Consider the following 24,335-nt stretch of genomic DNA (forward strand, 5'->3'; position numbering starts at 1 on the left):
CTTCGTCCATATCTACAGTGCGGTTGTTATGGAAGAGTGCCAAGTTCCTTTAGCAGGCAGAAGTAGCGCTCACGACTTTGGTTTTCAATAGAGAGTAGTCTGGCGAACGCCTCGTTGAAATCCGACTCGCCGGAAACGAACACGCCGTGCCCGTGAACAATGGCCGCTCCGCTGGCAGCAACGGCGGGCGGCAGGGTGTTGCACAGCCCGGTGGGGCCGGTACCCACTTCACCCGGAACAATGGGGATGCCTTCCATGGTTCGGCACTCGTTGCACAAGACATGACACTTGCCGCGCAGTTCGCAGTCTGGCTTATCGCAATCCATAGACATGATGACGGAAAATTTGGGGTGCCCGTGCAGTATGCAGCGGACGTCTGCTCGCCGGTACACGTCTTCGTGGGCTGAAAGCTCTGACGAAGCAGTCAGGCCGTGGGTCGTGCTCTTGTCCATTCGACAGGGATCGATACATCCTTCCAACTCATCAAGGGAACTACCGGTCTGACTGATGTAGACAATGTCGTTGTCGCGGTAGGATATGTTGCCGAAAAAGGAATCCACCAGGCCGTAACCGACAACGGCCCGTCCTGCTTCGGCCATCGCACCGAGGATGGCTTCCTCGTCAGGAAGGGGGGCTGATTGCAGATTGGGGAGTTCGGTCCGTGGAGCCGGGAGTTGCCGAACCACTTGTTTGAAAACGGCTTTGTAGGCTTCGTCGATTGTTCCACGCCGGGCCGCTGCCATGTATTCAGAAAAAAAGAGGACGAAGCAGGCAAAGACTGTGGAAGAATAGAATACGAACCCCTGTTCGGGCGTCACCGTACCAAAGGAGACAATACCTTCCCCGGGAATGATCACTGCTTTGCGCTTTTTGAGTGCATCGATGATCGCCGGGGCAGAGAAGGTCTCGCAAACCGGAACATCATGCAGAAAGGTTCGGGTCTCGGTGTCTTGAGGCCGGATTGTCTCCGGGTACCTCGTGGCAAGAAAGTCAATGATGGTTGCGTACGGGGCGGCGGGTTTGGCAAAGACCAGCGAATTGATGGGCAGTTCTCGAAAAACCGATTCCAGTATTTCGCAACGGGCATCATCGCGGTTCCAGACAAGTTCGGCATCCAGCCCGCCGATGATCGGTTCGCCCGGAGCGGTCAGTCCCTGCTTGACCATTTTTGCCGCGTATTTATCGCACAGTTGTTTCATTGCTCAAGCTCCAAATCGAGGCGCTTGGCCGTTTCCGGTGTTGGGCGTCCGTACTCATCAAGGCCGCGCACCTTGTAGTAGCTGCTTCGAGCCTCCAGAAAGGCAGCCCTATCAATAGGGGGTATTTCAATACCACCGCCCGAGGTGCCGGGCTCATTGAAAAAGCGGGGCGGCAGGTCGTCTTCGCAACTGTCAAAATCATTGGCCGCGTTCATGATGCGTTCATTGTAATAGATGCGTTCGCCCACGGCGAGGAGGTCGTGGCCGGTGGTCGCGACACCGGTGACTGCCGTGTACGCCTTGGCATACTCTTCGAGGCTGGCTGCGAGAAAGGTGAATTTGCACGCTGTCAGCGAATCAACCACGGCGTTCTGATCTTCAGCCAGTTTGACGATGCGAGCTTTGCCGCTGAATGAGAAACGGTCGGTGGCCACCGGCTTGCGCAACACCTCATGGCTGATGGGGTAGGCGCGCAGATGACAGCCGCCACGGGTGGACAGGGCATAGGCCAGCGACATGCCGTATGCACCGCGTGGATCATAGGCCGGGAGTTCCATGCCTTTGACGGACATGGAGAGTTCCTGCTGGGAACAGGACTGGGCAAAGTCCAGTGAACCGTTGCCAAGGTAACCGCCTTCGGCCATATCCTGGAGGGCCTGCCTGAGACTGGCCGGAGTGAAGTCCTTGCCGGTTATCTCACGATAGCAGGCGAGGGTGGCTCCGGCAGAGATGGTATCCAGCCCGTATCGATTGCACAGGTCGTTGGCCTCCATGACGAGGTCCATGTCGGTGTTGCCGATAAGGGCCGTGAAGTGGGACATGGTTTCAAACTCAGGCATGGTCCGCCCATCACTTGCAATCTTTTTGCAGAGAATGTGACACCCCTTGCAGCCGTGCTTTCGAGGCGAGTATGCCTTTTGGTAGGCGGCGGCATTGAGTTGCGGGGCATCCTTGAACTGCGTGTCGCGAAAGTTGTTGGTGGGCATCATGCGGCGGGAGTCCATGAGGTCGTATATGGCCCCGGTTCCCCAGCAGGAAAATCCGTTTTGCCCCAGCACGACCGGCGAGGCTGCAGTCAGTCGAAAGATTTCCTCGCGCGCTTCCTTGAGTGCGGCCTGATCCTGTACCGCTACCTTGCCGGTCCCTTTCACCGTCAGGTATTTCAGATTTTTTTGCGCCCAAACGAGCCCCAGTCCGCCCCGGCCGGCAGCGTGGTGGCGATCGACCATCACCGCGCTGATGCGTGCTCCGTTTTCGGCTGCAGGCCCGATGGTCGCCACAGCGTTCCCGTTTCGGTCAAGGGCGTCGAAAACCGTGTCGCAGGTTGCCCCCCATAGATCGGTTGTCACGATGCGGATGGTTTCATCGTCGATCTCGATGCCGCACGGTGTGTCGCTTAGGCCGGTGATGACAATGCCGTCCCATCCGGCTCGCTTGAGCTGGGTTCCGAGCTTGCCGCCCACGGATGAGTCGCAGATTGCCCCGGTCAAGGGAGAGCGCGACATGATGGTGCTGCGGCCCGACGTCGGAGCAATGGTGCCGGTGAGCGGCCCGGTGAAAATGAGTAATGGGAGGTCCGGGTCCATTGTCTCGCGGGTGCAGAACGGGCGAAGATAATACCCTGCCATTCCCTTGCCTCCGATGAATTGTTCATAGATGGCGCGGGCAGGATATTGGACCACGGTTTCGCGAGTGGTGAGGTCGATATGCAGGACCTTTCCGGTCCAGCCGCAAGTGGGTCGAGTCATGAAGTGGATACTTTCACGAACCCCCTGAAAAGGCAATCAGTTGACCGCAATCGTGAAATGGGTATTCTGTCGCACCGGAGGAGAATTATGGCCAAAAAAATAGATAAATCCCGACGCAATTTCCTGTTTGGTGCTGTTCGCCGTATCAAGAATGAAAAGCCTGAAGGACCGGCTGCATCCACTGACGAAGCCATTGATACCATCAAGGAAGCCAATGCGCTGTATGTGGACGAGCAATGGGAAGAGGCTCGGGCCAAATATAAAGAGTGCATTGATTGCGACAAGAACGATGCCGATGTGCGTTATCGCTGTGGCGTCTGCCTGTACAAGGTCGGTAAATACCGTCAGGCAAAGCTTGAATTTGAGCGGACCCTGCGTATCCAGCGAGAGTACAAGGACGCGCTGCTCTATCTTGGTCTGACCATGGTGCGGTTGGAAAAGCCGGAAAAAGCGGTCGCCCTCTGGAAACAGTATTTCAATCCCCAGGCCATCGGCGTTCAACGTGAACTCAATCTTCAGATCGGCATGATGGAAGAGGGCATGGTCGATTCGCCTGCGGAAATAGCCGAGGCTGTTGAGACCGCTATCAGCGAAGCCGGTGACGGAGTGGCCTAGACGGGGCAATGGAGGACGCTCATGCATCAGGAGCAGTCCTTCAGACGATCAAGGTGCTAGGTGCTTGCCGTGCTAGCGGGAAGCACCCGACAGTCTCTGATTAACCAAATGCAATATCTTCGCTGTCCATGACGGTGCAGAACCGGCGATGCAAAGTCAGGTTGTGATGGGCAATGATCTTTTCTGCGGGTAAGGCTTTCGTGTCATAGGTGCTGTGCGCATCTCCGGCCAGGATGGAAGTGAAACCATGGGCCAGAGCACTGCGGATGGTCGTATCCATGCACACCTCGGTCTGAAGGCCGCAAAACACCAGCCGGTCAACATCAATCTCCAGTAATTTCTGCTTCAATCCGACATTGGTGAACGCATCATAGGTGTGCTTCAGGAAAATGTCGTCGCTCGTATCCGGAGCTATGCGCTCAATGATCTCCCAGTTGTGAGAGCCTTCGGCGAACTCGCTTCCTTCTCCTTCCGTTGTATGCTGGATGTAGATCACCGGCGTATTTGTCGAACGCGCTTTACTGATAAGGCGCTCTATGTTGTCCACGACACGCTGCTCGTCGAACAGTGTGCACCCCGGTGTTTCAAAAAGGATGTTCTGCACATCCACCACGATCAATGCGGTTCGGTTAGCCATTGGTGTTGCCCAGCCCTTCCCCCGGTTGCATGATCCGACCGGTCAGCGTGGTTTCGTATCCACCGAGTTCGCTGATTTTTTCTTTCAGTTCATCGGAGGCAATCATTTTGATCAGAGTCTGAATCCGAACATCCTGAAGATGCTGTGTGGGGATGATCAGGTCATAGCGTTCGTGAGCCAGAGGGACAAAGTCGAGATCGAGCGCCTTGGCAGCGGCGTAGATTCCGAGTCCGCAGTCTGCCGCTCCGGTCAGCACGTTCACGGCCACTGCCATGTGGGTGAATTCTTCGTTGTCGTATCCCTGAATATCCCGAGGGTTGATCCCTGCGGTTTTGACATGGTGATCCAGCAGGATACGTGTCCCGGCGCCTCGTTGGCGGTTGATGAAAACGATGCCATCATGGGCCAGGTCGTCGATGCCGCTGATGTTGTGCGGGTTGCCTTTGGCTACGATCAATCCCTGATGGCGGATGGCAAGGTTGAGTACCGTGACATCCATGCCCTGCAGGTATTTCTGGATGAAGGGGAAGTTGAAATCTTCGGTTTCCGGGTCGAAAAGATGTGCTCCGGCAAACAGGGCCGAGCCGCTTTTTAGCGCTGTAAGCCCGCCCATGGAACCGGCGTGGCTGGAGACAAGGCGCATGGGAACAGACAGCCCCATCAGTTCGTTGGCGAGCAGGTCGATGGTGTTGTCGTGGCTCCCCACATGAACCAGCACTCGATCCAGATCGTCGGCAGGGACCAGCAGCTCGGCGTTGATGTTTTCTCCTTCCTCGACACCTTCCACGTCCTCGGGGATGTAGGCTACGGCCTGCGCCTTGGTCATGGTGGTGATCATACCTGCGCCTCGGGCCAGTGGTGCGGCAACGATTCTGTCGCCGATGCGACCAGCCGCCAATCGCAGAGCTTCGCGCATGCCGGGTTTCGATGGGGTCTTGCGTGCGAGTGAGACCGTTGTTTCGGCCCGCTCGGGCATTGCCTTGGCTTGGAGCCAGGAGACAATGGGAGCGAGAATCTTTTCGTGGCAGACAATGGCCGACACCGGATAGCCGGGAGCGCCTACCAGCAGTTTGCCCGGATGGCCGCTTCGCTCATCAGTGATAGCCAATAAGGTCGGCTTGCCCGGCATGACGGCGATACCGTGTACGAGCACGGTGCCGATGGACTCGAACACCCGCTTTGAATAATCCTTGGAACCGGCACTGGACCCTGCGCCCACAATGACGATGTGGTTGTCCCGCAAGGCGTTCATTACGCTGGAGCGCAGGGTTTCCTCGTCGTCCGGGACCGGGGCGCTCCACTTGGCATCAATGCCCCATGAATCGGCGTATGCTTTGAATACCTGCGAATTGGATTCGATCACCTGTCCGGCTTTTGGCGCTGGCTTGTCGAGGAAGTTCAGCACTTCGTCGCCGGTGGGCAGAAATATGGCTTTTGGTTTTTCCCTGACTTCAATCTCATAGATGCCTGCCGAGAGAAGTGCGCCGATATCGCTTGGGGTCAGTTCGCGGTTTTGCGGGATCAATAGCTCGGTGGCGACGATGTCTTCGCCTATGCGTCGAACGTGTTGCCACGGGAAAGCCGGGGTATCGATGAGGGCAGTCACTTCATCTTTCTGAATCACGTTCTCGATCATGATCACGGCGTTCATGCCGTCGGGCAGGGGGTTGCCCGTGTTCACGAACAGAAAATCCTTGTCCTGCTCAAGTGAGACAGGGGCGTCTTCGCGTGCGGCAAAGGTGCTGTCAGCCTTCACGGCGATGCCGTCCATGGCCGCGGCGTGGAACGTGGGGGAAGAATATTTGGCGAAAATGGGGCTGGCCGTGGTCCGGCCCACCGCTTCATGGGTGGCAATGTGTTCGGTGCCGAACAGGGTGCGTCGGTCGAGATTGGATCGGACCAGTTGTACAGCCTCTTCCGGAGGCATCGTTCTTAGATAAATATTTCTCTTCGGCATGACCAACCCCGTTCCCCTTGGGTTCAGATATATTGAGTGATTGTGCGACAGGGCTTACCTGTGCACGAGCCATTCGCTGTCTAAGCTGTCTGCTTTGAAGGGAAGAGGCGCACAAGGCACCTCTCCCCTTAATGTATATGTGGATATCAGATTTATTCGTACTGGAATTCGCCGTTCTTGTAGATGACTCGCTCTTCGCCGCCCTTGAGAGTCGCGGTGACGGTCTTCTGCTCAGTGTTGACCAGATCCCAGTGGAGGGCTGAGTCATTGAAACCGAGTTCTTTCTTTTTGGCTTTGTCGAAGGTGCTCTGATCACCGGCGTAGGTATCGGCGTAAGAAGCGCCGACTGCAACGTGGCAGTTGCCGTGTTCGCCACCGAAGTTCTCATCGAACAGGGTGTTGGCCATGAATGCGTTGATCTTGGAGAAGCGGCGGTCAGTGAGGGAGAACTCGCCAAGACGGTTGGCACCTTCATCAAGGGTCAACTGCTTGGCTACGAATTCATCTCCGACCTTGGCTTCGGTCTTGACGGCGACGCCTTTTTCAAAGGTCAGCTTCACGCCCTCGACATAGTTGCCGGAGCGGAAAGAGGGCTGATCTGCGTAGTAGACACCTTCGGTGCCGCGCCAATCCGGGGAGAGGAATATCTCGAAAGAGGGAATGTTGTGGCCGGATACGCCGAGCCAGCGGCGGTCTTCGCCGGGAACAACGATGAGATCGGTGTTTTCGGACTGAACGCGAACGTGCTCGATATCAAGACTGTTGAGCCATGCCTTGACCTTTTCGGCCTCGTTGAAAATGTCATCCCAGCGAGCAGGTGGATTATCGTCATCCAGGAAACACGCCTTGACGACCTGCTCCTTGAATTCCTCCATGCTCAGGCCTGCGGATTCTGCCAGCGCTTTGGTCGGGTAGATGCACAGGGTCCATCCGAAATCGCCGGTCTGCTCGCGACCTTCCATGATTTCGCGCATGAATTTGCGGGCCACGGCCGCAGTGCCGATCTTCTTGGGATCAATATCCTGCAGGTGGGTTAGGGAAGAGGGGGCAATCAGGGAGATGAGTCCATTGAGACCTCCCATGAATTCCTTGTCGCCAGAAGGGATGTCGGTGAGCTGCTGTTCATTTGCCTTGCCATAGAAGGAAACTTCCATGTTGGCAGTCATGTTTTGCCGAGGAACGGGGTTCAATCCTTTTTCCATGAGCAGGTCGAACATGACCTCGGCAAGGGGGAGTGCATCGGTATCAAACCGAAGAAGAACGTAGTCTCCGGGCTTGTATGGGTTGATGCGAGCGGTAGACAGTCCCCACCACAGTGTTTCGGCGTATTTTCTCAGTTCGGACTTGGTAAACATGATTATCCTTATATAATGTGAAAGGTGCATGGACAGTTTCGATTGGTGACAATAAACAACTACGGCCCTGATCTCAACCGTGACTTTGTTAATCGTGTTTTAGCAGTAACGGTGAGAATGCATTTCGTGGCTTGACATGGGGCGACTTGGAATATATCAGCAAGTTCGTGTCCGGGCTTTTCGGCCTGGCGCGTTCTTCAAATTGTTGCACATGAAAGCTGACAATAATCGAGGCTTCGGTGCGGATGATAACGGCCTGCGAAATGCAGGCAATCCCAAATTATTTTCTGGAGGGAAAAATGGGCTACACTATTACTATCGACAACGACAAGTGCACCGGTGACGGCGAATGTGTTGATGTTTGCCCTGTTGAAGTTTTCGAGCTTCAGGATGGCAAAGCTGTTGCAGTGAACGAAGATGAGTGTCTCGGTTGTGAGTCCTGCGTTGAGGTTTGCGAAACCGACGCTATCACCGTCGAAGAGAACTAATTTCGATTCTCGATATGGCTTCGGGAGCGGTAGTTACTACCGCTCCCGTTCAATTTTTCTGGCTGTTTCCGGACCATTCTGACCGTGTCCCCGGTTGAATTCTCCGGAAGCAGCCAGAATCATATCTGACGCAAATTCGTTTTCCTTCACATGGCCGAAAATTCTCTTTTCCCGATTTCAACGGTTGACGGCCCTGATTTGCGACTTATTTAACGAATCACAACACCGACAAGGCCCGGACGTTCCGTCCTGGGGGCCGGACGAGGAGAATACATATGGCGCTTGATTTTACTGAATATTTCAAAAAATACGAAGCTGTCGTTGCGGAAGTTGATGCCGTATTCGACAAGTTTGAAAAAGAGATGGGCGAGCAGGTGAAATGTGGCAAGGGATGCAGCGATTGCTGTCATGCCCTGTTCGACATTACCCTGCCCGAGGCCATCTACATAAACGCAAAGTTCAACGAAAAGTTTTCCGGCATGGAGCGCAGCACCATCATGGATCGTGCTGATGCCGCGGATCGTCAGATTCACAAGCTCAAGCGCAAGGTTTTCAAGGCCAGCCAGGAAGGTCGCCCCGCACAGGAAATCCTGTTGGAAGTGTCCAAGGCGCGTGTCCGCTGTCCCATGCTCGACGACAACGATCTGTGCTCCATTTACGAGCATCGCCCCATTACCTGCCGGCTGTATGGTGTTCCGACATCCATTGGCGGTAAGGCGCATTCCTGCAGCCTGTCCGGTTTTGAGGGTGGAGAAAAGTATCCCACCGTGAACATGGATATCATCATCGACAAGCTGATCGGTATCGGCAGGGAAATGCAGAAAGGCATTAACAGCCGCTACAAGGAACTTGGCGATATGCTGCTGCCGTTGTCCATGGCGCTTGTCACCGAGTATGACGAGCATTACCTTGGTGTGAAAACGAAAGAAGAGGCTCCTGCAGAGAAAAAAGCTGCAGCCCCCCAAGAGATCGTGGCACCTGGAGCAGCTCCCAAAGGGGATGCCTGTTCTTCCTGCACCGAGTCTAAATCTGCCTGTGAAACCTGTGAGACCAAGACAGTAGTTCTTGGCGGCGAGTAACTATGACAGACACGATTAATTACGAAGATCTTTCCGCTGAGGAAGTGGAAGCTCGCAAGCTGTACATGTATGAGAAAATGTCCAAGCGTCGTCGGAAATTCGTCGACCGCGTGGGCTATGAGAAGTGGGATCCGTTCGCTGCACCGTTCGATCCCATCGACATCCGCCAGGACGCATCCGGGCTTACCTCGGATCAACTCACTCATCTGTTTGTGAAAGAGAGTGGTCAGAACAAGAACCAGGAATATATTGATGCCGTCAACGAATTCAATGTCATGCTGGTAATGAATTTCGAAAAGGTCCGTCCCATATACGACTACTGTCTGTGGTACGCGGAGCATCTGAAGAAACGCGGCATAACGCCCTAAATTAAGGATAGGAAGCATGGAACAATTTGACAATATCGACGAATACATCGCCGACCTCAAAGCGAAACTCGCAAAGAATCCCTCTTGCGGCAACACCCACTATAATCTGGGCGTGGCCTACCTGTCCCGCCGTGATTTCATGGAAGCCGAACGCGAATTTCTCGAAGCCGTTGCCAACTCTCCGAAGATGGCTGAAGGGTATGTTCAGTTGGGCGGTATCGCTCTGCAGCGTGGCGACCTCGAAAGCTGCCTGAACTACAACATCCGCGCTTCGCAGGAACGTCCTTTCTTTGCTGTCCCCTGGGGCAACATCGGATTCGTCAAACTGCAGCAGGGTGATGTCGACCAGGCGCATAAGGCCCTGAAAAAGGCCCTGAAGCTCGACCACGATTTCCTTCAGGCCAAAGCCACCATGACCTCTGTCTTCATCGCCATGGGCGATTACGAAGAAGCTGACAAGATGCTCAAGCAGGTTCTGGATCAGGTTCCCGAGTTTGCTCCGGCATGGAACAACAAAGCTATTGTGGATGCACACTTTGAAGAATGGGAAGATGCCAAGAAGTGCATCGCCAAGGCCGAAGAGTTCGGTTTTGACGTTGATCCCGAATTCAAGAAGGAAGTTGAATCCAAGTAGTAGTCATTCCTATTGCCTTCGCGCATCGAGTGATTATACTGAAGGGGACTGGCATTGGCCGGTCCCCTTTTTCTTTGTTACGATAGTATCAAAACGTGGAGATAGCATGTCTCGATTTCGCAAAGTGAAGATGGAAGTTCGCGATATTCTGATGGATGACAACTGGCATGATCGCCTGGAAGAGCTGGAGTCCCGGCCTCCTGGAGAATTGGTCCCGCCGTTGCTTTCACTTCGTCTTGACCGAGAAGAGAAGGTGCGATGGCGTTCGGTTACTGCTTTCGGACTGACCGTCGATCGAATGGCCGAGGCTTCCATGGAAAAGGCCCGAGTCATCATGCGGACGTGCATGTGGTACATGAACGAGGAGTCTGGAAACCTCGGATGGGGCATTCCGCATTTCATGGCTGAAGCAATGGTCAGAAATGAGAAGGTGGCCAAGGAATACCACAAGATTCTGGCGTCATACATTTTCTGTGACGAAGACTGTGACGGCAACTTTCTTGATCATCCGGAGTTACGGCGCGATGTTTTCTGGGGACTGGCAAGGCTGGCTGCAGAAAAGCCTGGATATGTCGAGCATGGCGAACGTTTTCTGGTGGCGGCCCTTGATGAGGAAGATCCGTACAACAGGGCGTATGCAGCCTGGGTACTGGGTCTGATTGGGGCTCAGGGGGCTAGGGAGAAGTTGGAGAGTCTTGCGTCCGATGATACAGGCATCAGGACATTCATCGATAATGAGCTGGTTGATACCACTGTCGGAGCGCTTGTAGAAAGAGCACTGGGCAATCTGTAAGATTTAGCTGAAAAATCATAAGACGGTGCCCCCATGAATTCATGGGGGCACCGTCTTGCATTAGAAGTTCATGATTTTGTCCGCTTTAGCCATTTCTTCGTAGAGAAACTGCATATTGGATAACGTACAGAGATCATTTTCATCCACACCGTGGATGCTCATGCACTTGCCTCAGGCGGCCAGGACGCCTTCGCTGAGTGTGAATAGCTTGGCCTGTTCAGCGATGGGGTAGTCTGCACAATCACCTTTGGTCAGATCGACAGAAGGGCCATTAAGAAAGATGGTTACTTCCTCCCCGGCATTGAGAAGGAAGTTGCCGAAGCGAACCGTATTCCATTTTATCTCGGGATCACTCGATGAAAGCGTTAAGAGTATTTGCATTGTCTATCCTTGTTGTGTTTTTAATCTAGATTTTTGATAGCAAGAGTGTTGTTCATTGGCAAATCCAAAAAAGGAGATGCAGGGGAAGTAGCTAGTCATGGGACTCTCTGTTTCTGTGCTCAATATTGGATGAAAGTCGCTTTGGGTACAAAGATGTAGGAATGGAGCGGTTTTCGATAGAGTGTGTGTATTGTCGATAAGCTATGAGGTTTCCCCTTTGAAAGAAAAAATGAACTTTTTTTCAATTGCTGCTTGACAATGAAACGGGTCACAGATAGATATCACTCCGCTTCGACGAGAAGGCGCGTAGCTCAGGGGGAGAGCATTTGCTTGACGTGCAAAGGGTCGTGGGTTCAAATCCCTCCGCGCCTACCAGAAATCCCCGAAAGGGAGGCTTAGTAGCCTCCCTTTCATTTTTTAGAATTCCGAAAAATACGGAACAAGGAGCATGCAGTGCAGATTGAAGTTTCCGGCAAGCAGGTTGACCTGGCTGACGGCGCTTCGTGCGCCGATGCCCTCAGTGAAGGGCTGTCGAAAAAGCAGTTCAAGAAAGTAGTGGCAGCCAAATGTGGCGAGTCACTTATTGATCTTGGCGCAACCGTACCGACTGCCTGCACCACTCTTGAGCCCGTCTTCGCAGATAGCGAAGAGGGGCTGGATATTATCCGACACTCCACTGCCCACCTGATGGCCGAAGCGGTCAAAAAACTGTTCCCTACGGCACAGGTGACCATCGGTCCTTCCATCAAGGACGGCTTTTACTACGATTTCGATTACGAACGTCCGTTCACTCCCGAAGACCTTGAGGCCATCGAGAAGGAAATGCTTTCTTCGGTTGGTGCCAACAAGGAATTTTCCGTACAGACCATGTCTGCTGATGAAGCGCGTGCCTACTTTGCGGAGAAGGGTGAGGATTACAAGGGCGAACTCATAGACGATCTGGGCGGAGAAGAATTCACTGTGTATACGCACGGTGAATTTGCTGATTTGTGCCGTGGTCCTCATGTGGCCCGCACCGGCATGCTCAAAGCCTTCAAGCTGCTTTCCGTGGCTGGTGCCTACTGGCGTGGAGATGAGAAAAACAAGCAGTTGCAGCGTATATACGGTACTGCCTGGCAGGACCCCAAGGCGTTGAAAAAGCACCTGAACCGACTGGAAGAAGCCAAGAAGCGCGACCATCGCAAGCTCGGCACCCAGCTTGACCTGTTCTCCTTCAATGAAGAAGTCGGACCGGGCATGGCTCTGTGGCACCCCAAAGGGATGCTGCTTCGGGCTATCCTTGAGGACTTCGAGCGCAAGGAACACCTCAAGCGCGGGTATGATCTGGTTCAGGGACCGCTGATTCTCAAGCGCGAGCTGTGGGAAAAGTCCGGTCACTATGACAATTACCGTGAAAACATGTATTTCACGGAGATCGATGAGCAGGCCTACGGCGTCAAGCCCATGAACTGCCTGGCTCACATGATCATTTATAAGCGCAAGATCATGAGCTATCGTGAACTGCCGCAGCGCTATTTCGAGCTCGGCGTTGTTCACCGCCACGAAAAGTCCGGCGTCCTGCATGGGTTGATGCGTGTTCGCACCTTCACTCAGGATGATGCGCACCTTATTTGTCGCCCGGATCAGATCGAGGCTGAGATTCTTGATCTCATGCAGTTCTACAGTGATGTATACTCGCTGTTTGATTACGATTTCCAGGTGGAGCTTTCTACGCGCCCGGAGAAATCCATTGGCTCGGACGAAGCTTGGGACGTGGCAACCGAAGCGTTGCGTCAGGCCCTTGAAAAGTCCGGCATGGATTACACTATCAACGAAGGCGACGGGGCGTTTTATGGTCCCAAGATCGACTTCCATCTTCTGGATTCAATCGGCCGTTCCTGGCAGTGTGGTACCATTCAGGTGGATTTCACCTTGCCAGAGCGCTTTGACATAGTATATGTGGGCGAGGACGGTGAACGTCACAGGCCAGTCATGATCCATCGGGCCATGCTCGGATCCATTGAACGTTTCATCGGCATGTTGACGGAACACTGCGCAGGTGCGTATCCTGTGTGGCTTGCTCCGGTGCAGGCGCGTCTGATGAATGTAACGGACGCACAATTAGATTTTGTTGAAAAAGCCAAGCGTCTCTTTGCCGCAAAAGGCATCCGCATTGAAGCGGATACTCGCAATGAGAAACTGGGTTATAAGATTCGGGAAGCTCAAGTTGAGAAAATCCCGTATATGCTTGTAATCGGTGATAAAGAGGTTGAGGCTGGATGTGTCAATATTCGCTCACGCGATGGTGACGATCCGGGTTTGGTGACACTGGAAGAAGCCGCGCAGCTCATTTTGGATGCTGCGAAGGCGCCTTTCGAAGCAGGAGGAATGAGCTATAGCTTTTCGGGGTAACGACCGTCGAGGCCAGAGACGACAGGATCAGGTCCGACGCAACGAGAGAATTCGCATCCCACGGGTGCGGGTAGTTGACGAGGACGGCGAACAGCTGGGTGTTTTGGACACCCGCGACGCATTGGAACGCGCCCGTAGCAAAGGGCTTGACCTTGTAGAAGTAGCGCCTAATGCTGATCCGCCGGTCTGTAAGATCATGGATTATGGCAAGTTTAAGTTCCAGCAGAAGAAAAAGCTGCAGGAAGCCAAGAAAAAACAAACCGTAATCAAGATCAAGGAAGTCAAATTCCGGCCCAAGACCGATGAGCACGATTACCAAACCAAGCTCAAGAAAATAGTCAAATTTCTCGGTGGCGGTGACCGTTGTAAGGTTACTGTTTTCTTCCGAGGTCGCGAAATCGTCCACAAGGATCGCGGGCTGATGATGCTCGAACGCGTTGTGGAAGATACGCAAGATATCGCCAAAGTCGAGAGCAGGCCATTGTCTGAGGGACGGACGATGACAATGATGCTTGCTCCAGTGAAAAAATAGTCGATACTCACTTAGGGACACCAGTCCCGTTTTATTAAGGAGGCTACTATGCCCAAGATCAAAACTCGTCGCGCTGCCGCAAAGCGTTTTTCCAAAACTGCTTCCGGTAAGTTCAAGCGCCGCAGAAAGAACTTGCGTCACATTCTGACCAAGAAGAACGCCAAGCGCAAACGTCGCCTGGGGCAGTCCACCACCGTGGACTCCACCAACATGAAGGCCGTTCGTCGTCAGCTGCCCAACGGTTAGTATCTCCTTTGATATGTGCCTGCCGGCAGCGTACAAGAGACTCGTTGTCCACGCATGTCGGCTCCGGCTTCAAATGAAGATCTAGCGTTATTGTTTTAAACCTATAGAATCTTGCCTCGCCAGGGGCGTCCGTTCCAGCCTGGGAGGTCGATTAAAGATGGAGAATTACCATGAGAGTTAAACGTGGTGTAGCCGCCAAGCGGCGTCACAAAAAATACCTGAAGATGGCCAAAGGTTACCGCGGAGCCGGTAGCCGCCTTTACCGCACAGCTCGTGAGCGCGTTGAAAAGGCCCTTTGCAACGCCTATCGCGACCGCAAGCGTAAAAAACGTGAATTTCGCAAGCTGTGGATCATGCGTATCAACGCTGCCGCCCGTATCAACGGTCTGTCTTACAGCCGTCTGATGAACGGACTCAAGCTGGCAGGTATTGAGCTGAACCGCAAGGTCCTCGCTGACATGGCAGTGCGCAATCCTGAAGTATTTGCCAAAGTCGCAGAGGCCGCCAAAGCCAAGGTGAGCTAAACCGTGAGTAATGAATTGAAGTCCTTCCTGGAAGGACTCGACAGCCTGGCCCAAGATTGCGAGTCTCGCAAGGGCCAGGCTTGTTCGTTAGAGGAACTGGACGAACTTCGGATCGAGTTCTTGGGTAGAAAGGGGAAGCTGGCCCAGCTTATGGGGCAGCTTGGTAAACTGGATAATGCCGACAAGCCGGAAGGCGGTAAAAAGGCCAACGAGATCAAGCAGCGAATCACTGCGCTGATTGACGGTTGGCAGGCCGACCTGAAAGCTGCGGAAGCAAGTCAGGCGTTGGCACAGTTCGACCCCACCATGCCTGGGCGCAAGCCTTGGGCCGGTTCCAAGCATCCTGTTACCCTCGTCATGAACGAAGTCTGTGACGTGCTGACCGGTTTGGGATTCGAGCACGCTGCCGGTCCTGAAGTCGAAAACGACTGGCACAACTTCGAGGCGCTCAACATTCCTCCCGAGCATCCGGCTCGCGACATGCAGGACACGCTGTATGTTTCCGAGAACATTGTCCTTCGTACGCATACTTCCGGTATGCAGATCAGGTCGATGCTCAAGCAGGAACCGCCTGTGGCTGTCATCGCCCCCGGTAAGGTCTATCGCCGTGATTCCGATTTGACCCACACCCCGATGTTCCACCAGATCGAAGGGTTGCTGGTTGATCGAAATGTTTCCATGGCTGACCTGCGCGGAACACTGACGGTCTTCGTGCGTCGCATCTTCGGTGCAAAGACCGATGTCCGTTTCCGTCCCAGCTTCTTCCCGTTCACCGAACCGAGCGCAGAAGTCGATATCTCCTGTGTGGCCTGTGGCGGCAAAGGGGAGACCGGCGGGAAAACGTGCCGAATCTGTAAGGGAACCGGTTGGGTTGAAATCCTCGGATGTGGCATGGTTGATCCCAATGTCTTCAAGTCCGTTGGGTACGATCCTGAAGTATACACTGGTTTTGCCTTTGGTCTCGGTATTGAGCGTATCGCCATGCTCAAATACAACATCGGCGACCTGCGTATGTTCTTTGAGAACGACGTTCGTTTTCTCGAACAGTTTGCATAGATTGCAGTGCGGCCCGGGAATCCCAGTCGGGGTCCCTGCGGCCGCTTTTTCATAATTTTCTAAGCTTACGGTAGTGCAATGTTAGTCAGTCTCAATTGGTTGCGGGAATTTGTTCCCTACGAGGGAGAAATTCAGGCTCTTGGTGACAAACTCACCATGCTTGGTCTGGAGCTTGAAGGCATCGAAGATCCTTTCGAGAATGTGAAGGATATCGTTGTCGGCTATGTTGTGGAGTGCGAAAAGCACCCCGAAGCCGAGAAGCTCTCGGTCTGCACGGTTGACGTCGGCGGTCCCGAAACCCTGACCATCGTGTGCGGTGCGCCTAACGTCGCCAAGGGACAGAAGGTTCCTGTGGCCACCGTCGGAACCGTCATGCCTGAAGGTATGAAGATCAAGAAAGCCAAGCTCCGTGGCGTCAAGTCCATGGGCATGATCTGCTCTGAGAATGAGCTTGGTTTTTCCGATGATCATGAAGGCATTTGGGTTCTCGATGATTCTTTCACCGTCGGCGACAAGTTGGTCGACGCATTGAAACTTGAGCGCACAGTATTTGATTTTGACATCACGCCCAACAGGGCGGATTGCCTTTCGATCCTCGGCTTTGCCCGTGAGACTGCGCTTGCCTTCGACCTTCCGCTGACATTGCCCAAGCTGAATCTGGTTGAATCCGGTGGCAATGCTGCTGATGAAGTGAAAATACTGATCGATGATCCTGAGCTTTGTCCTGCTTACCATGCTCGTGTGCTGCATGGTGTCGAGACACGCAAGGCCCCGGACTGGATGCGCTTTAAATTGTTGGCACTCGGGCAGCGCCCCATTTCCAACATCGTTGATTGCACGAACTACATCATGTTCGAGTTGGGTCAGCCGTTGCACTCCTTTGATATGGATCTGATCGAAGATGCCACCATTCGAGTCGCACCTGCCACCGACGGGATGAAATTTACCACGCTGGACGATGTCGAGCGCACCCTTACTGCCAATGATCTCCTTATCTGGGACGGCAAGAAGCCCATCGCTCTGGCCGGTGTCATGGGTGGTGCCAACTCCGAGATGCAGGCAGGCTCCACCAACGTTCTGCTCGAAGCTGCTGTCTTCCGCCCGGGCACGGTTCGCAAAACCGCCCGCCGATTGGCCCTGCCGTCTGACGCTTCCTATCGCTTTGAGCGTGGTGTCGATCAGCAGATGACCCGCTTCGCCATGGATCGTGCGGCACAGTTGATGGCTGAAACCTCCGGCGGCACCGTCGTCACCGGCGTTGCCTCCAATGAGCCAATGCCTTGGGAAGATCGCAAGCACGTGTATCGTCATGCTCGCTGCATGTCCCTTCTCGGCCTTGATCTGGAACCGTCCTTTGCCAAGAAAGTCTTCGAGGGTGAAGGGTGCACGGTTGAAGATTCCGATGCAGACAACTGGACTGTTTCCTCGCCGTCCCATCGTCTTGATCTGGAACGTGAAGTCGATCTTTACGAAGAGGTCGGGCGAGTTTTCGGCCTGGATCAGATTCCGGCAGTTCTGCCGAAGGTGGCAAAGTCTCTCAATACTTCCACTTCCGGTCTGACTGAGTTCGCTTTCATTCAGGACGTCAAGACCTGGGGCGCGGGTATCGGCCTCAACGAAGCGATCAACTACAGCTTCGTGGGTGATGAAGATTTGGACCGCCTTGGTTTGCCCAAGGAAGGACGCGTCAATATCGCGAATCCCTTGTCCGAAGAGCAGAACGTCCTGCGGACCGACCTTGCTCCCGGCCTGCTGAATACGCTGAAGAACAATCTGGCGCAGGGCAACAACCATGTCCGTATTTTTGAAGTAGCCAAGCGCTTTGTGGCCGATGCCGAATCCGAAACCGAAACCGAAACCCGCGAGTATGTCCGTCTGGGCATGCTCATGTACGGCCCCCGTCATGCGACCGAATGGCCGTGGGAAGCCGGTGAAGCTGACTACCTTGATGTGAAAGGGCATGTGGAGCATCTGGTCATGAACCACCTCAAACTGGCAGAACCGCAGTTTGCTCTTGTGGAAGACCATCCTTACCTTGCTCCGTGCGTTGAAGTCACTCTGGATGATACGTCCATCGGTTTCATGGGTAAGGTTAAGGAAGAAATCGCCGATTACTATCACGCGAAAAAGGATGTCTGGTTGGCTGACATGGATCTGGATGCACTGCGTAGCATCGTCAATGATCACAAGATCATCTTTGCTCCGCTGCCGGTATTTCCGCCGAGCCGTCGCGATGTGACTGTCATTGGACCGTCCACGCTGACCGCCCAGACCATCCGTGAGGCTATAACCGATGCCGGTGTCTCCATTCTGGAGTCCGTGGAGCTGGTCGCTGAATTTGTCCCCGAGGGGCAGGATGAAGAGCGTAACCTGTCGTTCCGCTTGACCTATCGTCACCCCAAGAAGACACTCAAGGACAAACAGGTGGATAAGGAGCATAAAAAAGTGCTTGCCGCCCTGGAAAAGAATCTTCCGATTCGCTTCTAGTTGCTGACAATGTCGATTTAAAACCCCACACAGTGTCGTGTGGGGTTTTTTTATGTGGATTCCTTTGGAGTTGAGGTGAACATTTCTGCATCACGGCGTGAAATTGTTGAAATAATCTACGCCGAAGTTCATAAAACCGATGATTATCAAGTGGCTAGTCGATAACTCATCGACACATGCCTAAACATATTGAAGCAAAAGGCTGCTTTTGGTATTGCTAGGCGATGGAAGATTTACAGGAGTTCAAGACATATAAGATAGGTCAGGCTGCCAAGGAACTTGGGGTCAAGACGTATGTCCTCCGTTTCTGGGAAGGGGAGTTCGATGAGATCGAGCCCATTCGCACCCAATCGGGCCAGCGGTTGTATACCGAAGAGCACCTGGAAAAAATCCGCGAAATCAAGCAACTCCTCTACGATGAGGGGCTCACCATTGATGGAGCGAAAAAGAAATTGCAAAGCCGTGACAACGCTCCTTTGCTGCAAGATATCTATAACGAGCTCCTCGAAATCAAGAAACTTTTGGCATAGCTTCATACGCCTGTCACATTCAGATGGCAGACATGGGGTGACATGCATCTAACTTCGAGGTCTTTCCAATGAATATTCTTTTCTTATGCACCGGCAATTCGTGTCGTAGCCAGATGGCGGAAGCGTGGGCGCGTCAACTGCACCCTGATTTCGGGGTCTGGTCGGCTGGTGTGGTCAAGCATGGGATGAATCCCAATGTTGCCACGATGATGAACGAAGTCGGAGTGGATATTTCGGCGCAGTCATCCAAAACCGTCGATGATTTGCCTGACGTGAAGTTCGATTACATTGTCACGCTTTGTGGACATGCGTCAGAAAACTGTCCGTTCTTCCCGGCGCAGAGCAAACGTGTTCACCGCGGATTTGATGACCCGCCCTCCATCGTCAAAGAGCAAGGGCTTGAAGGCGAGGAAATGCTTGATGTCTATCGTCGGGTTCGGGATGAAATCAAAGGCATGGTATCCGGCATCCCGGATAATCTAAGCGAATAGCCGCCGAGCGGTTATCCCATCTTCACCGAAATATCCCCTGGAGGGATCGGTTCCTGTCTGCGTTGCTGCTGTTGTGGCTGCTGTTGTGGCTGCTGGTTGGGAGCAGCGTTTTGCTGTGGGCGTTGCTGCGTCTGATTGGAGGGCTGTCCACCGACGAGCGCATGCATTTTCTGCATGGCTGATTCCAGTGGTTCATTTTCAGACACAAGCTGCCTGAGAAATTTGTTGATGGGGCCAACCATTGAGATGGCCTTGTCGACTTCCGGGTTGGCGCCTTTCTGATAGGCGCCGATGTTGACCATGTCTTCCACTTTTTTGAATGTCGCCATATGTCGCAGCAGGGCTCGACCGTCTGCCTGCGCTTCATCACTGGTGATATCGCTACGCAGACGACTGACAGACTTGAGCACGTCAATGGCCGGATAGTGACCGAGATCGGCTAGGTCGCGGGTGAGGACGATGTGACCGTCAAGAATAGAGCGGGTGGAGTCGGCAATGGGTTCATTAAAGTCGTCACCATCAACCAAAACCGTGTAAATACCGGTTATAGAACCGGTCTTGGCTTTGCCTGCTCGTTCCAGCAACTGCGGAAGGTGAGCGAAAACTGATGGCGTGTACCCACCACGAGTCGGGGGTTCGCCTGCTGCAAGGCCGACTTCGCGTCCTGCCATGGCAAAACGGGTGACGGAATCCATCATCAGCAGGACATCCTTGCCCTGATCCCGGAAAAATTCAGCAACAGCAGTGGCTGCGTAGGCTGCGCGCATACGAATGAGCGGACTTTTGTCCGATGTGGCAACAATGAGCACGGAACGGGCCATACCTTCAGGACCAAGGTCACGCTCCATGAACTCCACAACCTCTCTGCCACGCTCGCCTACCAGTGCAATGACATTGATGTCAGCCTTGGTGTAACGGGCCATCATGCCCAAGGTGGTGGATTTACCGACGCCAGAACCCGCCATAATACCGACACGCTGCCCCTTGCCCAGGGTCAGCAGGGAATTGACGGATCGTATGCCGACATCAAGCGGTTCGTTGATGCGAGGGCGATCCAGTGGATTGGGTGGCTCACGGTGCAGGGCAGCATAAGTCTCAGCCGCAATCGGTCCTTTGCCATCAAGGGGCTTGCCGAATGCATCAACCGCACGGCCGAGAAGTTCTTTGCCGACAGGGATATGGGGTGGCGTAGCAGCATTTTGAATCAAGCTACCCGGCCCGATCCCGCGCATGTCCGAGTAGGGCATGAACAAACATGCTCCGTCGCGAAAACCGACCACTTCCGCAGGAATGGGATCACTGGATTCCGGAATGAGGTAGCAGACCGACCCCAGTGGAGCCTTGATGCCTTGTCCTTCGGCGATGAGGCCAACGACTTTGGTGACCTTGCCGAACGTCTGACACGGATCGAGCTCTTCCAGCATGTGGAGTGGCGAGCCGCTCATGCCTATCCCTCGTCCGGGGCAGTCAACTGCTTGGTCAATTGTTCAAAAATGGGTTCCACGCCTTTCCAGCGTCCGGCAATGGAGTTGTCGACCTTGCCGTCGGCACTTTCAACCACGATACCACCCGGTTGGAGAGCCGGATCGCCTTTGACGGTCCAGTATTCAAGCTTGGGATTGCGCTCCTGGATGGTGGCAATAAAAGCTTCAAGGTCTGGAGCGTCCTCCGGGCAACACTTGACGAGAATCTGACGCTGTGACTCGATACGCTCAAGGGCTTCGGCCATCAGCGATTGCAGGGATTCAAGACGCGACTCCTTGAGTTCGATGTCCAGTGTCTTTTCCACGGCGAGTTTGATGAGGGCCATGATATCTTCGCGGCGTTCATTGAAAATAGTCGCTCCCTGTGCGCCGATCTGGGAGAGGATATTCTCCACCTCGGCAGACATGGCCTGGGTATGGGCTTCGAGGTCGGCCTGCGCCTGGGCGATTCCTTCATCGTACCCCTCATGACGGGCAGTTGCACGGAGCGCTTCTGCTTCCAGTTCAGCCATCAAGATGATTTCCTTGGCCTTCTCCTTGGCCTTGGCCTTGACCCGTGCCAGATACTCCTCGTTGGTCGACTCGTCCCACTGGAGGCGTCGCTTCCCTTCGAGTTCCTGGATGGTCATTTCATCCGGACCGGGAGTATGCATGCCGACAACCACCTTGCCCGTATAACGGGGCGCGGGCTTGCCGGGAGTGTGCTTAGACAAAGACATCGCTTCCACCTCGGCTTATGACAATCTTGCCTTCGTCTTCCAGACGGCGGACGGTCTTGACAATATTCTGCTGCGCCGCTTCGACTTCGGACAGCTTCTTGGGCGGCATGATTTCAAGGTCTTCCTTGATCATTGCGCTGGCACGTTCAGACAGGTTCTTGAAGAACTTATCCTTGAGTTCATCGGATGCGCCCTTGAGTGCGATGGTGAGGTCTTCGTTGGAAACCTCCTTGAGCAGCTCGCGGATGGCGACATCGTCGACACTCTTGATATCTTCGAAAACGAACATGAGGTTGCGGATGTCTTCCGCCATCTGGGTGGATTCCTCTTCGATTTCGGAGAGCACTTCTTCTTCGGTGTTGCGATCCACGGCGTTGAGAATTTCTGCAACCGATGGAACACCGCCGACCTTCTTGCCTTCCTTGCCGCCCATGGCAATGAGCTGGCTCTGGAGAACCTTGTCTACTTCCATGAGCATTTCCTCTGCAACGGCTTCGAGCTTGGCAAGGCGCATGAGCACCTCGGCCCGAACGCCTGCCGGGAGGTTCTGGATAAGCTCCGCAGCCTGATCCGGGTGCAGGTGACCCAGAATAAGGGCCAGGGTCTGCGGATGTTCGTTGCGGAGAATCTGGGCCAGAATACGAGGGCTGACATTCTCGAGTTCCTGGAACGGGGTAGGTCCGGTATCCAGATCCAGAGAGTCCATGATGTATTTGGCTGTCTCACTGTCAAGGGACTTGGTCAGCAGACGCTTGACCTGTTCCGGACCACCGACAAGAAGTTCCGCGCCATAGGCCAGTGCGTCGTTGTACTCCTTGAGCACTTCCAGCACCTGTTCACGGGGAATGGAATCGGTCGTGAGCATGGCCTTGGATACGGCGGCGATCTCGTTTCGCTCCATTCGCTTGAACACTTCCGCCGTGAAATTGTCACCAAGGGCGAGCAGCACGATGGCAGTCTTTTGGGGTCCGGTGAAGTCGGCCATTTACGCACCTTCCTCCTGGGTCAGCCAGGTCTTGAGCAGATGAACGGCCTGATCAAGGTTTTCGTCAGACAGTTGTACTGCATGGTTTTTCGCGTTTTCGAGGCGTCTGGAGATATCCATGGCCTCTTCGTCCACCTCTTCCTCTTCGAGGGCGAGGCGTTCGGCTCCGGGCAGACCGGCCATTTCTTCGATTTCCTGCTCTGCGACGCGGGGTCGGATCAGAGCCATGACCACGGGGCGAACCACGAGGATCAGGAAGAGGAAGATCAGGAGACCGTTCAGGAACGGCTTGCCGAGCCGCTGGGCGTATTCCAGCATGGTGCGCATCAGGGACTCGGAGTCGTACAGTACGGGTTCACCGAAGGATATGTTGGACACTTCTATGGTGTCTCCGCGTACGGAGTCAAATCCTACGGCATTGGCGATCAGGTTTTCAATGCGTTGCAGCTCTTCTTCGGTGCGTGGCACATAAACGGATTCGCCGGTTTCTTCATTGGTCTGCCATGTTCCGTCCACGATAACCGCGACGCTCAGGCGTTGCAACTCCCCGACGGGGGCGATGATATTTTCTTCCTGCTTGTTGATCTCGAAGTTGGTTGTGCGCGATTCACGGGTTGAATCCTGAGTGGTGCGGGTTCCGGTGAATCCGTCGCCACGGAAGTTGGCATCCGGCTCGCCACCTGCGAGGTTGGCAGCACCGGCAGTGGTTTCTTCGCTACGTGTCTCGGAGCGAACCACGGAACCGTCGGGATCAAATACTTCCTTGCGGATGGTCTTCTGGCTGAAATCGAGGTCGGAGTTGACACGGGCGATGACCTTTTCAGGACCGACGACCGGGCCGAGCAGTTCCATGATGCGGCGCTGCATCTTGCGTTCGATTTCCGCCTTGTATTCAAGCTGGGTATTGGAAAGAGCCAGTCCCATGGAGTCGTCTTCGGGTGTATAGAGGGGACGGCCTTTCATGTCGGTGACAGTAATGTTCTTCGGGTCCAGTCCTTCAACGGCCATTGCCACGAGGTTCACGATGCCTTGAACTTCATTGGCGCCGAGCTTGCCGTCATCCTTGAGCTGCAGGAAGATGGATGCGGACGGGGGCATTTGGTCTTCGATGAACAGCGACTTCTGAGGCAGCACCAGGTGAACGCGGGTCTTGTCGACCATGGGGAACTCAGTGATGGTTCGTGCCAGTTCTCCCTGCAATGCGCGCTGGTAGTTGATGTGCTGCACAAAGTCGGTCTGGCCGATCTGTACTTCATCAAAAATTTCAAACCCGATGCCCTGGCCGTGCAGGTTGCCTTCTCCGGCCACCTGAAGACGCAGTTCGTAGACACGATCGGCTGGTACCTGGATGGTGCTGCCGTTGTCCGTGAGCCGGTAATCTTCTTTGGCAGCCTGAAGCATGCTCACAACGCGGTTTGCATCCTCGGGATACAGGTTGGTCATGAGGGTTTTGTAGTCAGGCTTGTTCATCCAGTAGATCATCAGGGCGAAAGCAAGGATGACCGACACAGCGAGTCCTGCGATGAGGATTCGTTGCGACATGGTGCGGTCAGACCAGAAGCCGGTTACTTTCTGAAGGTATTCGGATACAGACGGTGGCATCGTTTATCTCCCGAAGACGTTAATTGTCCGTGTT

The 24,335-nt window shown here is 54.1% G+C and carries 24 protein-coding genes and 1 tRNA gene; 15 read left to right on the forward strand and 10 right to left on the reverse strand.

What is annotated here, in order from left to right; all coding sequences use genetic code 11:
* Positions 1–26: 26 nt before the first annotated feature.
* A complete protein-coding gene (locus DPRO_RS18305; RefSeq protein WP_097013367.1) occupies positions 27–1,199 on the reverse strand; it encodes a class II aldolase/adducin family protein in 1,173 nt (390 codons plus the stop codon).
* Complete coding sequence (locus DPRO_RS18310) at positions 1,196–2,947, reverse strand: aldehyde ferredoxin oxidoreductase family protein (RefSeq protein ID WP_097013368.1); 1,752 nt, start codon at positions 2,945–2,947, stop codon at positions 1,196–1,198. Before DPRO_RS18310 ends, DPRO_RS18305 begins: the two co-directional genes overlap by 4 nt.
* Before the next feature lie 87 nt (positions 2,948–3,034).
* On the opposite strand from DPRO_RS18310, the gene DPRO_RS18315 reads away from it, so the two are divergent.
* Positions 3,035–3,562 (forward strand): tetratricopeptide repeat protein, encoded by a 528-nt coding sequence (locus DPRO_RS18315; RefSeq protein ID WP_097013369.1) that lies wholly within the window; start codon positions 3,035–3,037, stop codon positions 3,560–3,562.
* A gap of 100 nt (positions 3,563–3,662) precedes the next feature.
* On the opposite strand, the gene DPRO_RS18320 is transcribed toward DPRO_RS18315, so the two are convergent.
* The 3 genes from DPRO_RS18320 to DPRO_RS18330 form a co-directional block, all read right to left on the reverse strand.
* On the reverse strand, positions 3,663–4,199 hold the full coding sequence (locus tag DPRO_RS18320) for a cysteine hydrolase family protein (protein WP_097013370.1): 537 nt from the start codon (positions 4,197–4,199) through the stop codon (positions 3,663–3,665).
* Complete coding sequence (locus DPRO_RS18325; RefSeq protein WP_097013808.1) at positions 4,192–6,156, reverse strand: molybdopterin biosynthesis protein; 1,965 nt, start codon at positions 6,154–6,156, stop codon at positions 4,192–4,194. Before DPRO_RS18325 ends, DPRO_RS18320 begins: the two co-directional genes overlap by 8 nt.
* 152 nt (positions 6,157–6,308) lie before the next feature.
* Complete coding sequence (locus DPRO_RS18330; RefSeq protein WP_097013371.1) at positions 6,309–7,511, reverse strand: aminopeptidase; 1,203 nt, start codon at positions 7,509–7,511, stop codon at positions 6,309–6,311.
* A gap of 263 nt (positions 7,512–7,774) precedes the next feature.
* On the opposite strand from DPRO_RS18330, the gene DPRO_RS18335 reads away from it, so the two are divergent.
* From DPRO_RS18335 to DPRO_RS18355, 5 genes are all read left to right on the forward strand, one after another.
* A complete protein-coding gene (locus tag DPRO_RS18335) occupies positions 7,775–7,999 on the forward strand; it encodes an indolepyruvate ferredoxin oxidoreductase subunit alpha (RefSeq protein ID WP_407681392.1) in 225 nt (74 codons plus the stop codon).
* 275 nt (positions 8,000–8,274) lie between these two features.
* A complete protein-coding gene (locus tag DPRO_RS18340; protein ID WP_097013373.1) occupies positions 8,275–9,078 on the forward strand; it encodes a YkgJ family cysteine cluster protein in 804 nt (267 codons plus the stop codon).
* A 2-nt stretch (positions 9,079–9,080) separates the two neighbouring features.
* On the forward strand, positions 9,081–9,446 hold the full coding sequence (locus DPRO_RS18345) for a hypothetical protein (protein ID WP_097013374.1): 366 nt from the start codon (positions 9,081–9,083) through the stop codon (positions 9,444–9,446).
* A gap of 16 nt (positions 9,447–9,462) precedes the next feature.
* Positions 9,463–10,080, forward strand: coding sequence for a tetratricopeptide repeat protein (locus DPRO_RS18350; protein ID WP_097013375.1), 618 nt, complete (start codon positions 9,463–9,465; stop codon positions 10,078–10,080).
* A gap of 106 nt (positions 10,081–10,186) precedes the next feature.
* Positions 10,187–10,873: a DVU0298 family protein gene (locus DPRO_RS18355; RefSeq protein WP_097013376.1), complete on the forward strand. Its 687-nt coding sequence runs from the start codon at positions 10,187–10,189 to the stop codon at positions 10,871–10,873.
* A gap of 60 nt (positions 10,874–10,933) precedes the next feature.
* Here DPRO_RS18355 and DPRO_RS18365 read toward each other — a convergent pair whose 3' ends face one another.
* Positions 10,934–11,254 carry a DsrE family protein gene (locus tag DPRO_RS18365; protein WP_232005647.1) on the reverse strand — a complete coding sequence of 107 codons (321 nt, stop codon included), beginning with the start codon at positions 11,252–11,254 and terminating at the stop codon, positions 10,934–10,936.
* A gap of 300 nt (positions 11,255–11,554) precedes the next feature.
* Between DPRO_RS18365 and DPRO_RS18370 the strand changes: the two genes are divergently transcribed.
* The 9 genes from DPRO_RS18370 to DPRO_RS18410 all read left to right on the forward strand — a co-directional run bounded on the left by DPRO_RS18370 (position 11,555) and on the right by DPRO_RS18410 (position 19,511).
* Positions 11,555–11,629, forward strand: a tRNA-Val gene (locus tag DPRO_RS18370).
* A 78-nt stretch (positions 11,630–11,707) separates the two neighbouring features.
* Entirely contained in the window at positions 11,708–13,645 is a 1,938-nt protein-coding gene (thrS, locus tag DPRO_RS18375) for a threonine--tRNA ligase (RefSeq protein ID WP_097013379.1), read from the forward strand.
* Positions 13,629–14,177 (forward strand): translation initiation factor IF-3, encoded by a 549-nt coding sequence (gene infC / locus DPRO_RS18380; RefSeq protein WP_097013380.1) that lies wholly within the window; start codon positions 13,629–13,631, stop codon positions 14,175–14,177. Before thrS ends, infC begins: the two co-directional genes overlap by 17 nt.
* 48 nt (positions 14,178–14,225) lie before the next feature.
* Positions 14,226–14,423 (forward strand): 50S ribosomal protein L35, encoded by a 198-nt coding sequence (gene rpmI, locus DPRO_RS18385; RefSeq protein ID WP_097013381.1) that lies wholly within the window; start codon positions 14,226–14,228, stop codon positions 14,421–14,423.
* Positions 14,424–14,593: 170 nt separating this feature from the next.
* Positions 14,594–14,947: a 50S ribosomal protein L20 gene (gene rplT, locus DPRO_RS18390; protein WP_097013382.1), complete on the forward strand. Its 354-nt coding sequence runs from the start codon at positions 14,594–14,596 to the stop codon at positions 14,945–14,947.
* 3 nt (positions 14,948–14,950) lie between these two features.
* On the forward strand, positions 14,951–16,003 hold the full coding sequence (pheS, locus tag DPRO_RS18395) for a phenylalanine--tRNA ligase subunit alpha (protein WP_097013383.1): 1,053 nt from the start codon (positions 14,951–14,953) through the stop codon (positions 16,001–16,003).
* A gap of 78 nt (positions 16,004–16,081) precedes the next feature.
* Positions 16,082–18,490 carry a phenylalanine--tRNA ligase subunit beta gene (gene pheT, locus DPRO_RS18400; RefSeq protein ID WP_097013384.1) on the forward strand — a complete coding sequence of 803 codons (2,409 nt, stop codon included), beginning with the start codon at positions 16,082–16,084 and terminating at the stop codon, positions 18,488–18,490.
* Between the two features lie 224 nt (positions 18,491–18,714).
* Positions 18,715–19,020 (forward strand): MerR family transcriptional regulator, encoded by a 306-nt coding sequence (locus DPRO_RS18405; RefSeq protein WP_097013385.1) that lies wholly within the window; start codon positions 18,715–18,717, stop codon positions 19,018–19,020.
* A 68-nt stretch (positions 19,021–19,088) separates the two neighbouring features.
* The gene (locus DPRO_RS18410) at positions 19,089–19,511 is read left to right on the forward strand and encodes an arsenate reductase ArsC (RefSeq protein WP_097013386.1); all 423 of its coding nucleotides are present in this window, start codon (positions 19,089–19,091) and stop codon (positions 19,509–19,511) included.
* Between the two features lie 11 nt (positions 19,512–19,522).
* On the opposite strand, the gene DPRO_RS18415 is transcribed toward DPRO_RS18410, so the two are convergent.
* Genes DPRO_RS18415 through fliF form a run of 4 tightly spaced genes read right to left on the reverse strand, consistent with a single transcriptional unit; the run spans position 19,523 to position 24,301 of the window.
* Positions 19,523–20,956 carry a FliI/YscN family ATPase gene (locus DPRO_RS18415; RefSeq protein WP_097013387.1) on the reverse strand — a complete coding sequence of 478 codons (1,434 nt, stop codon included), beginning with the start codon at positions 20,954–20,956 and terminating at the stop codon, positions 19,523–19,525.
* A 2-nt stretch (positions 20,957–20,958) separates the two neighbouring features.
* Positions 20,959–21,714 (reverse strand): FliH/SctL family protein, encoded by a 756-nt coding sequence (locus DPRO_RS18420; protein ID WP_097013388.1) that lies wholly within the window; start codon positions 21,712–21,714, stop codon positions 20,959–20,961.
* Positions 21,701–22,699 carry a flagellar motor switch protein FliG gene (fliG, locus tag DPRO_RS18425; RefSeq protein ID WP_097013389.1) on the reverse strand — a complete coding sequence of 333 codons (999 nt, stop codon included), beginning with the start codon at positions 22,697–22,699 and terminating at the stop codon, positions 21,701–21,703. The genes DPRO_RS18420 and fliG overlap by 14 nt, the downstream gene beginning before the upstream one ends.
* Positions 22,700–24,301: a flagellar basal-body MS-ring/collar protein FliF gene (fliF, locus tag DPRO_RS18430; RefSeq protein WP_097013390.1), complete on the reverse strand. Its 1,602-nt coding sequence runs from the start codon at positions 24,299–24,301 to the stop codon at positions 22,700–22,702.
* Positions 24,302–24,335: the final 34 nt, after the last annotated feature.

It is taken from the genome of Pseudodesulfovibrio profundus (genome assembly GCF_900217235.1).
In the GTDB taxonomy this organism is placed as follows: Bacteria; Desulfobacterota; Desulfovibrionia; order Desulfovibrionales; family Desulfovibrionaceae; genus Pseudodesulfovibrio; species Pseudodesulfovibrio profundus.

Excerpts from the sequence above, each read along its gene's own strand:
- DPRO_RS18405 (WP_097013385.1), top strand. The coding sequence starts at position 18,715 with ATGGAAGATTTACAGGAGTTCAAGACATATAAGATAGGTCAGGCTGCC.
- pheT (WP_097013384.1), top strand. The coding sequence starts at position 16,082 with ATGTTAGTCAGTCTCAATTGGTTGCGGGAATTTGTTCCCTACGAGGGA.
- DPRO_RS18310 (WP_097013368.1), bottom strand. The coding sequence starts at position 2,947 with ATGACTCGACCCACTTGCGGCTGGACCGGAAAGGTCCTGCATATCGAC.
- fliG (WP_097013389.1), bottom strand. The coding sequence starts at position 22,699 with ATGGCCGACTTCACCGGACCCCAAAAGACTGCCATCGTGCTGCTCGCC.
- DPRO_RS18315 (WP_097013369.1), top strand. The coding sequence starts at position 3,035 with ATGGCCAAAAAAATAGATAAATCCCGACGCAATTTCCTGTTTGGTGCT.
- DPRO_RS18320 (WP_097013370.1), bottom strand. The coding sequence starts at position 4,199 with ATGGCTAACCGAACCGCATTGATCGTGGTGGATGTGCAGAACATCCTT.
- rplT (WP_097013382.1), top strand. The coding sequence starts at position 14,594 with ATGAGAGTTAAACGTGGTGTAGCCGCCAAGCGGCGTCACAAAAAATAC.
- DPRO_RS18355 (WP_097013376.1), top strand. The coding sequence starts at position 10,187 with ATGTCTCGATTTCGCAAAGTGAAGATGGAAGTTCGCGATATTCTGATG.
- DPRO_RS18415 (WP_097013387.1), bottom strand. The coding sequence starts at position 20,956 with ATGAGCGGCTCGCCACTCCACATGCTGGAAGAGCTCGATCCGTGTCAG.
- rpmI (WP_097013381.1), top strand. The coding sequence starts at position 14,226 with ATGCCCAAGATCAAAACTCGTCGCGCTGCCGCAAAGCGTTTTTCCAAA.
- DPRO_RS18325 (WP_097013808.1), bottom strand. The coding sequence starts at position 6,156 with ATGCCGAAGAGAAATATTTATCTAAGAACGATGCCTCCGGAAGAGGCT.
- DPRO_RS18330 (WP_097013371.1), bottom strand. The coding sequence starts at position 7,511 with ATGTTTACCAAGTCCGAACTGAGAAAATACGCCGAAACACTGTGGTGG.
- DPRO_RS18350 (WP_097013375.1), top strand. The coding sequence starts at position 9,463 with ATGGAACAATTTGACAATATCGACGAATACATCGCCGACCTCAAAGCG.
- DPRO_RS18345 (WP_097013374.1), top strand. The coding sequence starts at position 9,081 with ATGACAGACACGATTAATTACGAAGATCTTTCCGCTGAGGAAGTGGAA.
- DPRO_RS18340 (WP_097013373.1), top strand. The coding sequence starts at position 8,275 with ATGGCGCTTGATTTTACTGAATATTTCAAAAAATACGAAGCTGTCGTT.
- DPRO_RS18410 (WP_097013386.1), top strand. The coding sequence starts at position 19,089 with ATGAATATTCTTTTCTTATGCACCGGCAATTCGTGTCGTAGCCAGATG.
- DPRO_RS18420 (WP_097013388.1), bottom strand. The coding sequence starts at position 21,714 with ATGTCTTTGTCTAAGCACACTCCCGGCAAGCCCGCGCCCCGTTATACG.
- fliF (WP_097013390.1), bottom strand. The coding sequence starts at position 24,301 with ATGCCACCGTCTGTATCCGAATACCTTCAGAAAGTAACCGGCTTCTGG.
- DPRO_RS18335 (WP_407681392.1), top strand. The coding sequence starts at position 7,775 with ATGCAGGCAATCCCAAATTATTTTCTGGAGGGAAAAATGGGCTACACT.
- DPRO_RS18305 (WP_097013367.1), bottom strand. The coding sequence starts at position 1,199 with ATGAAACAACTGTGCGATAAATACGCGGCAAAAATGGTCAAGCAGGGA.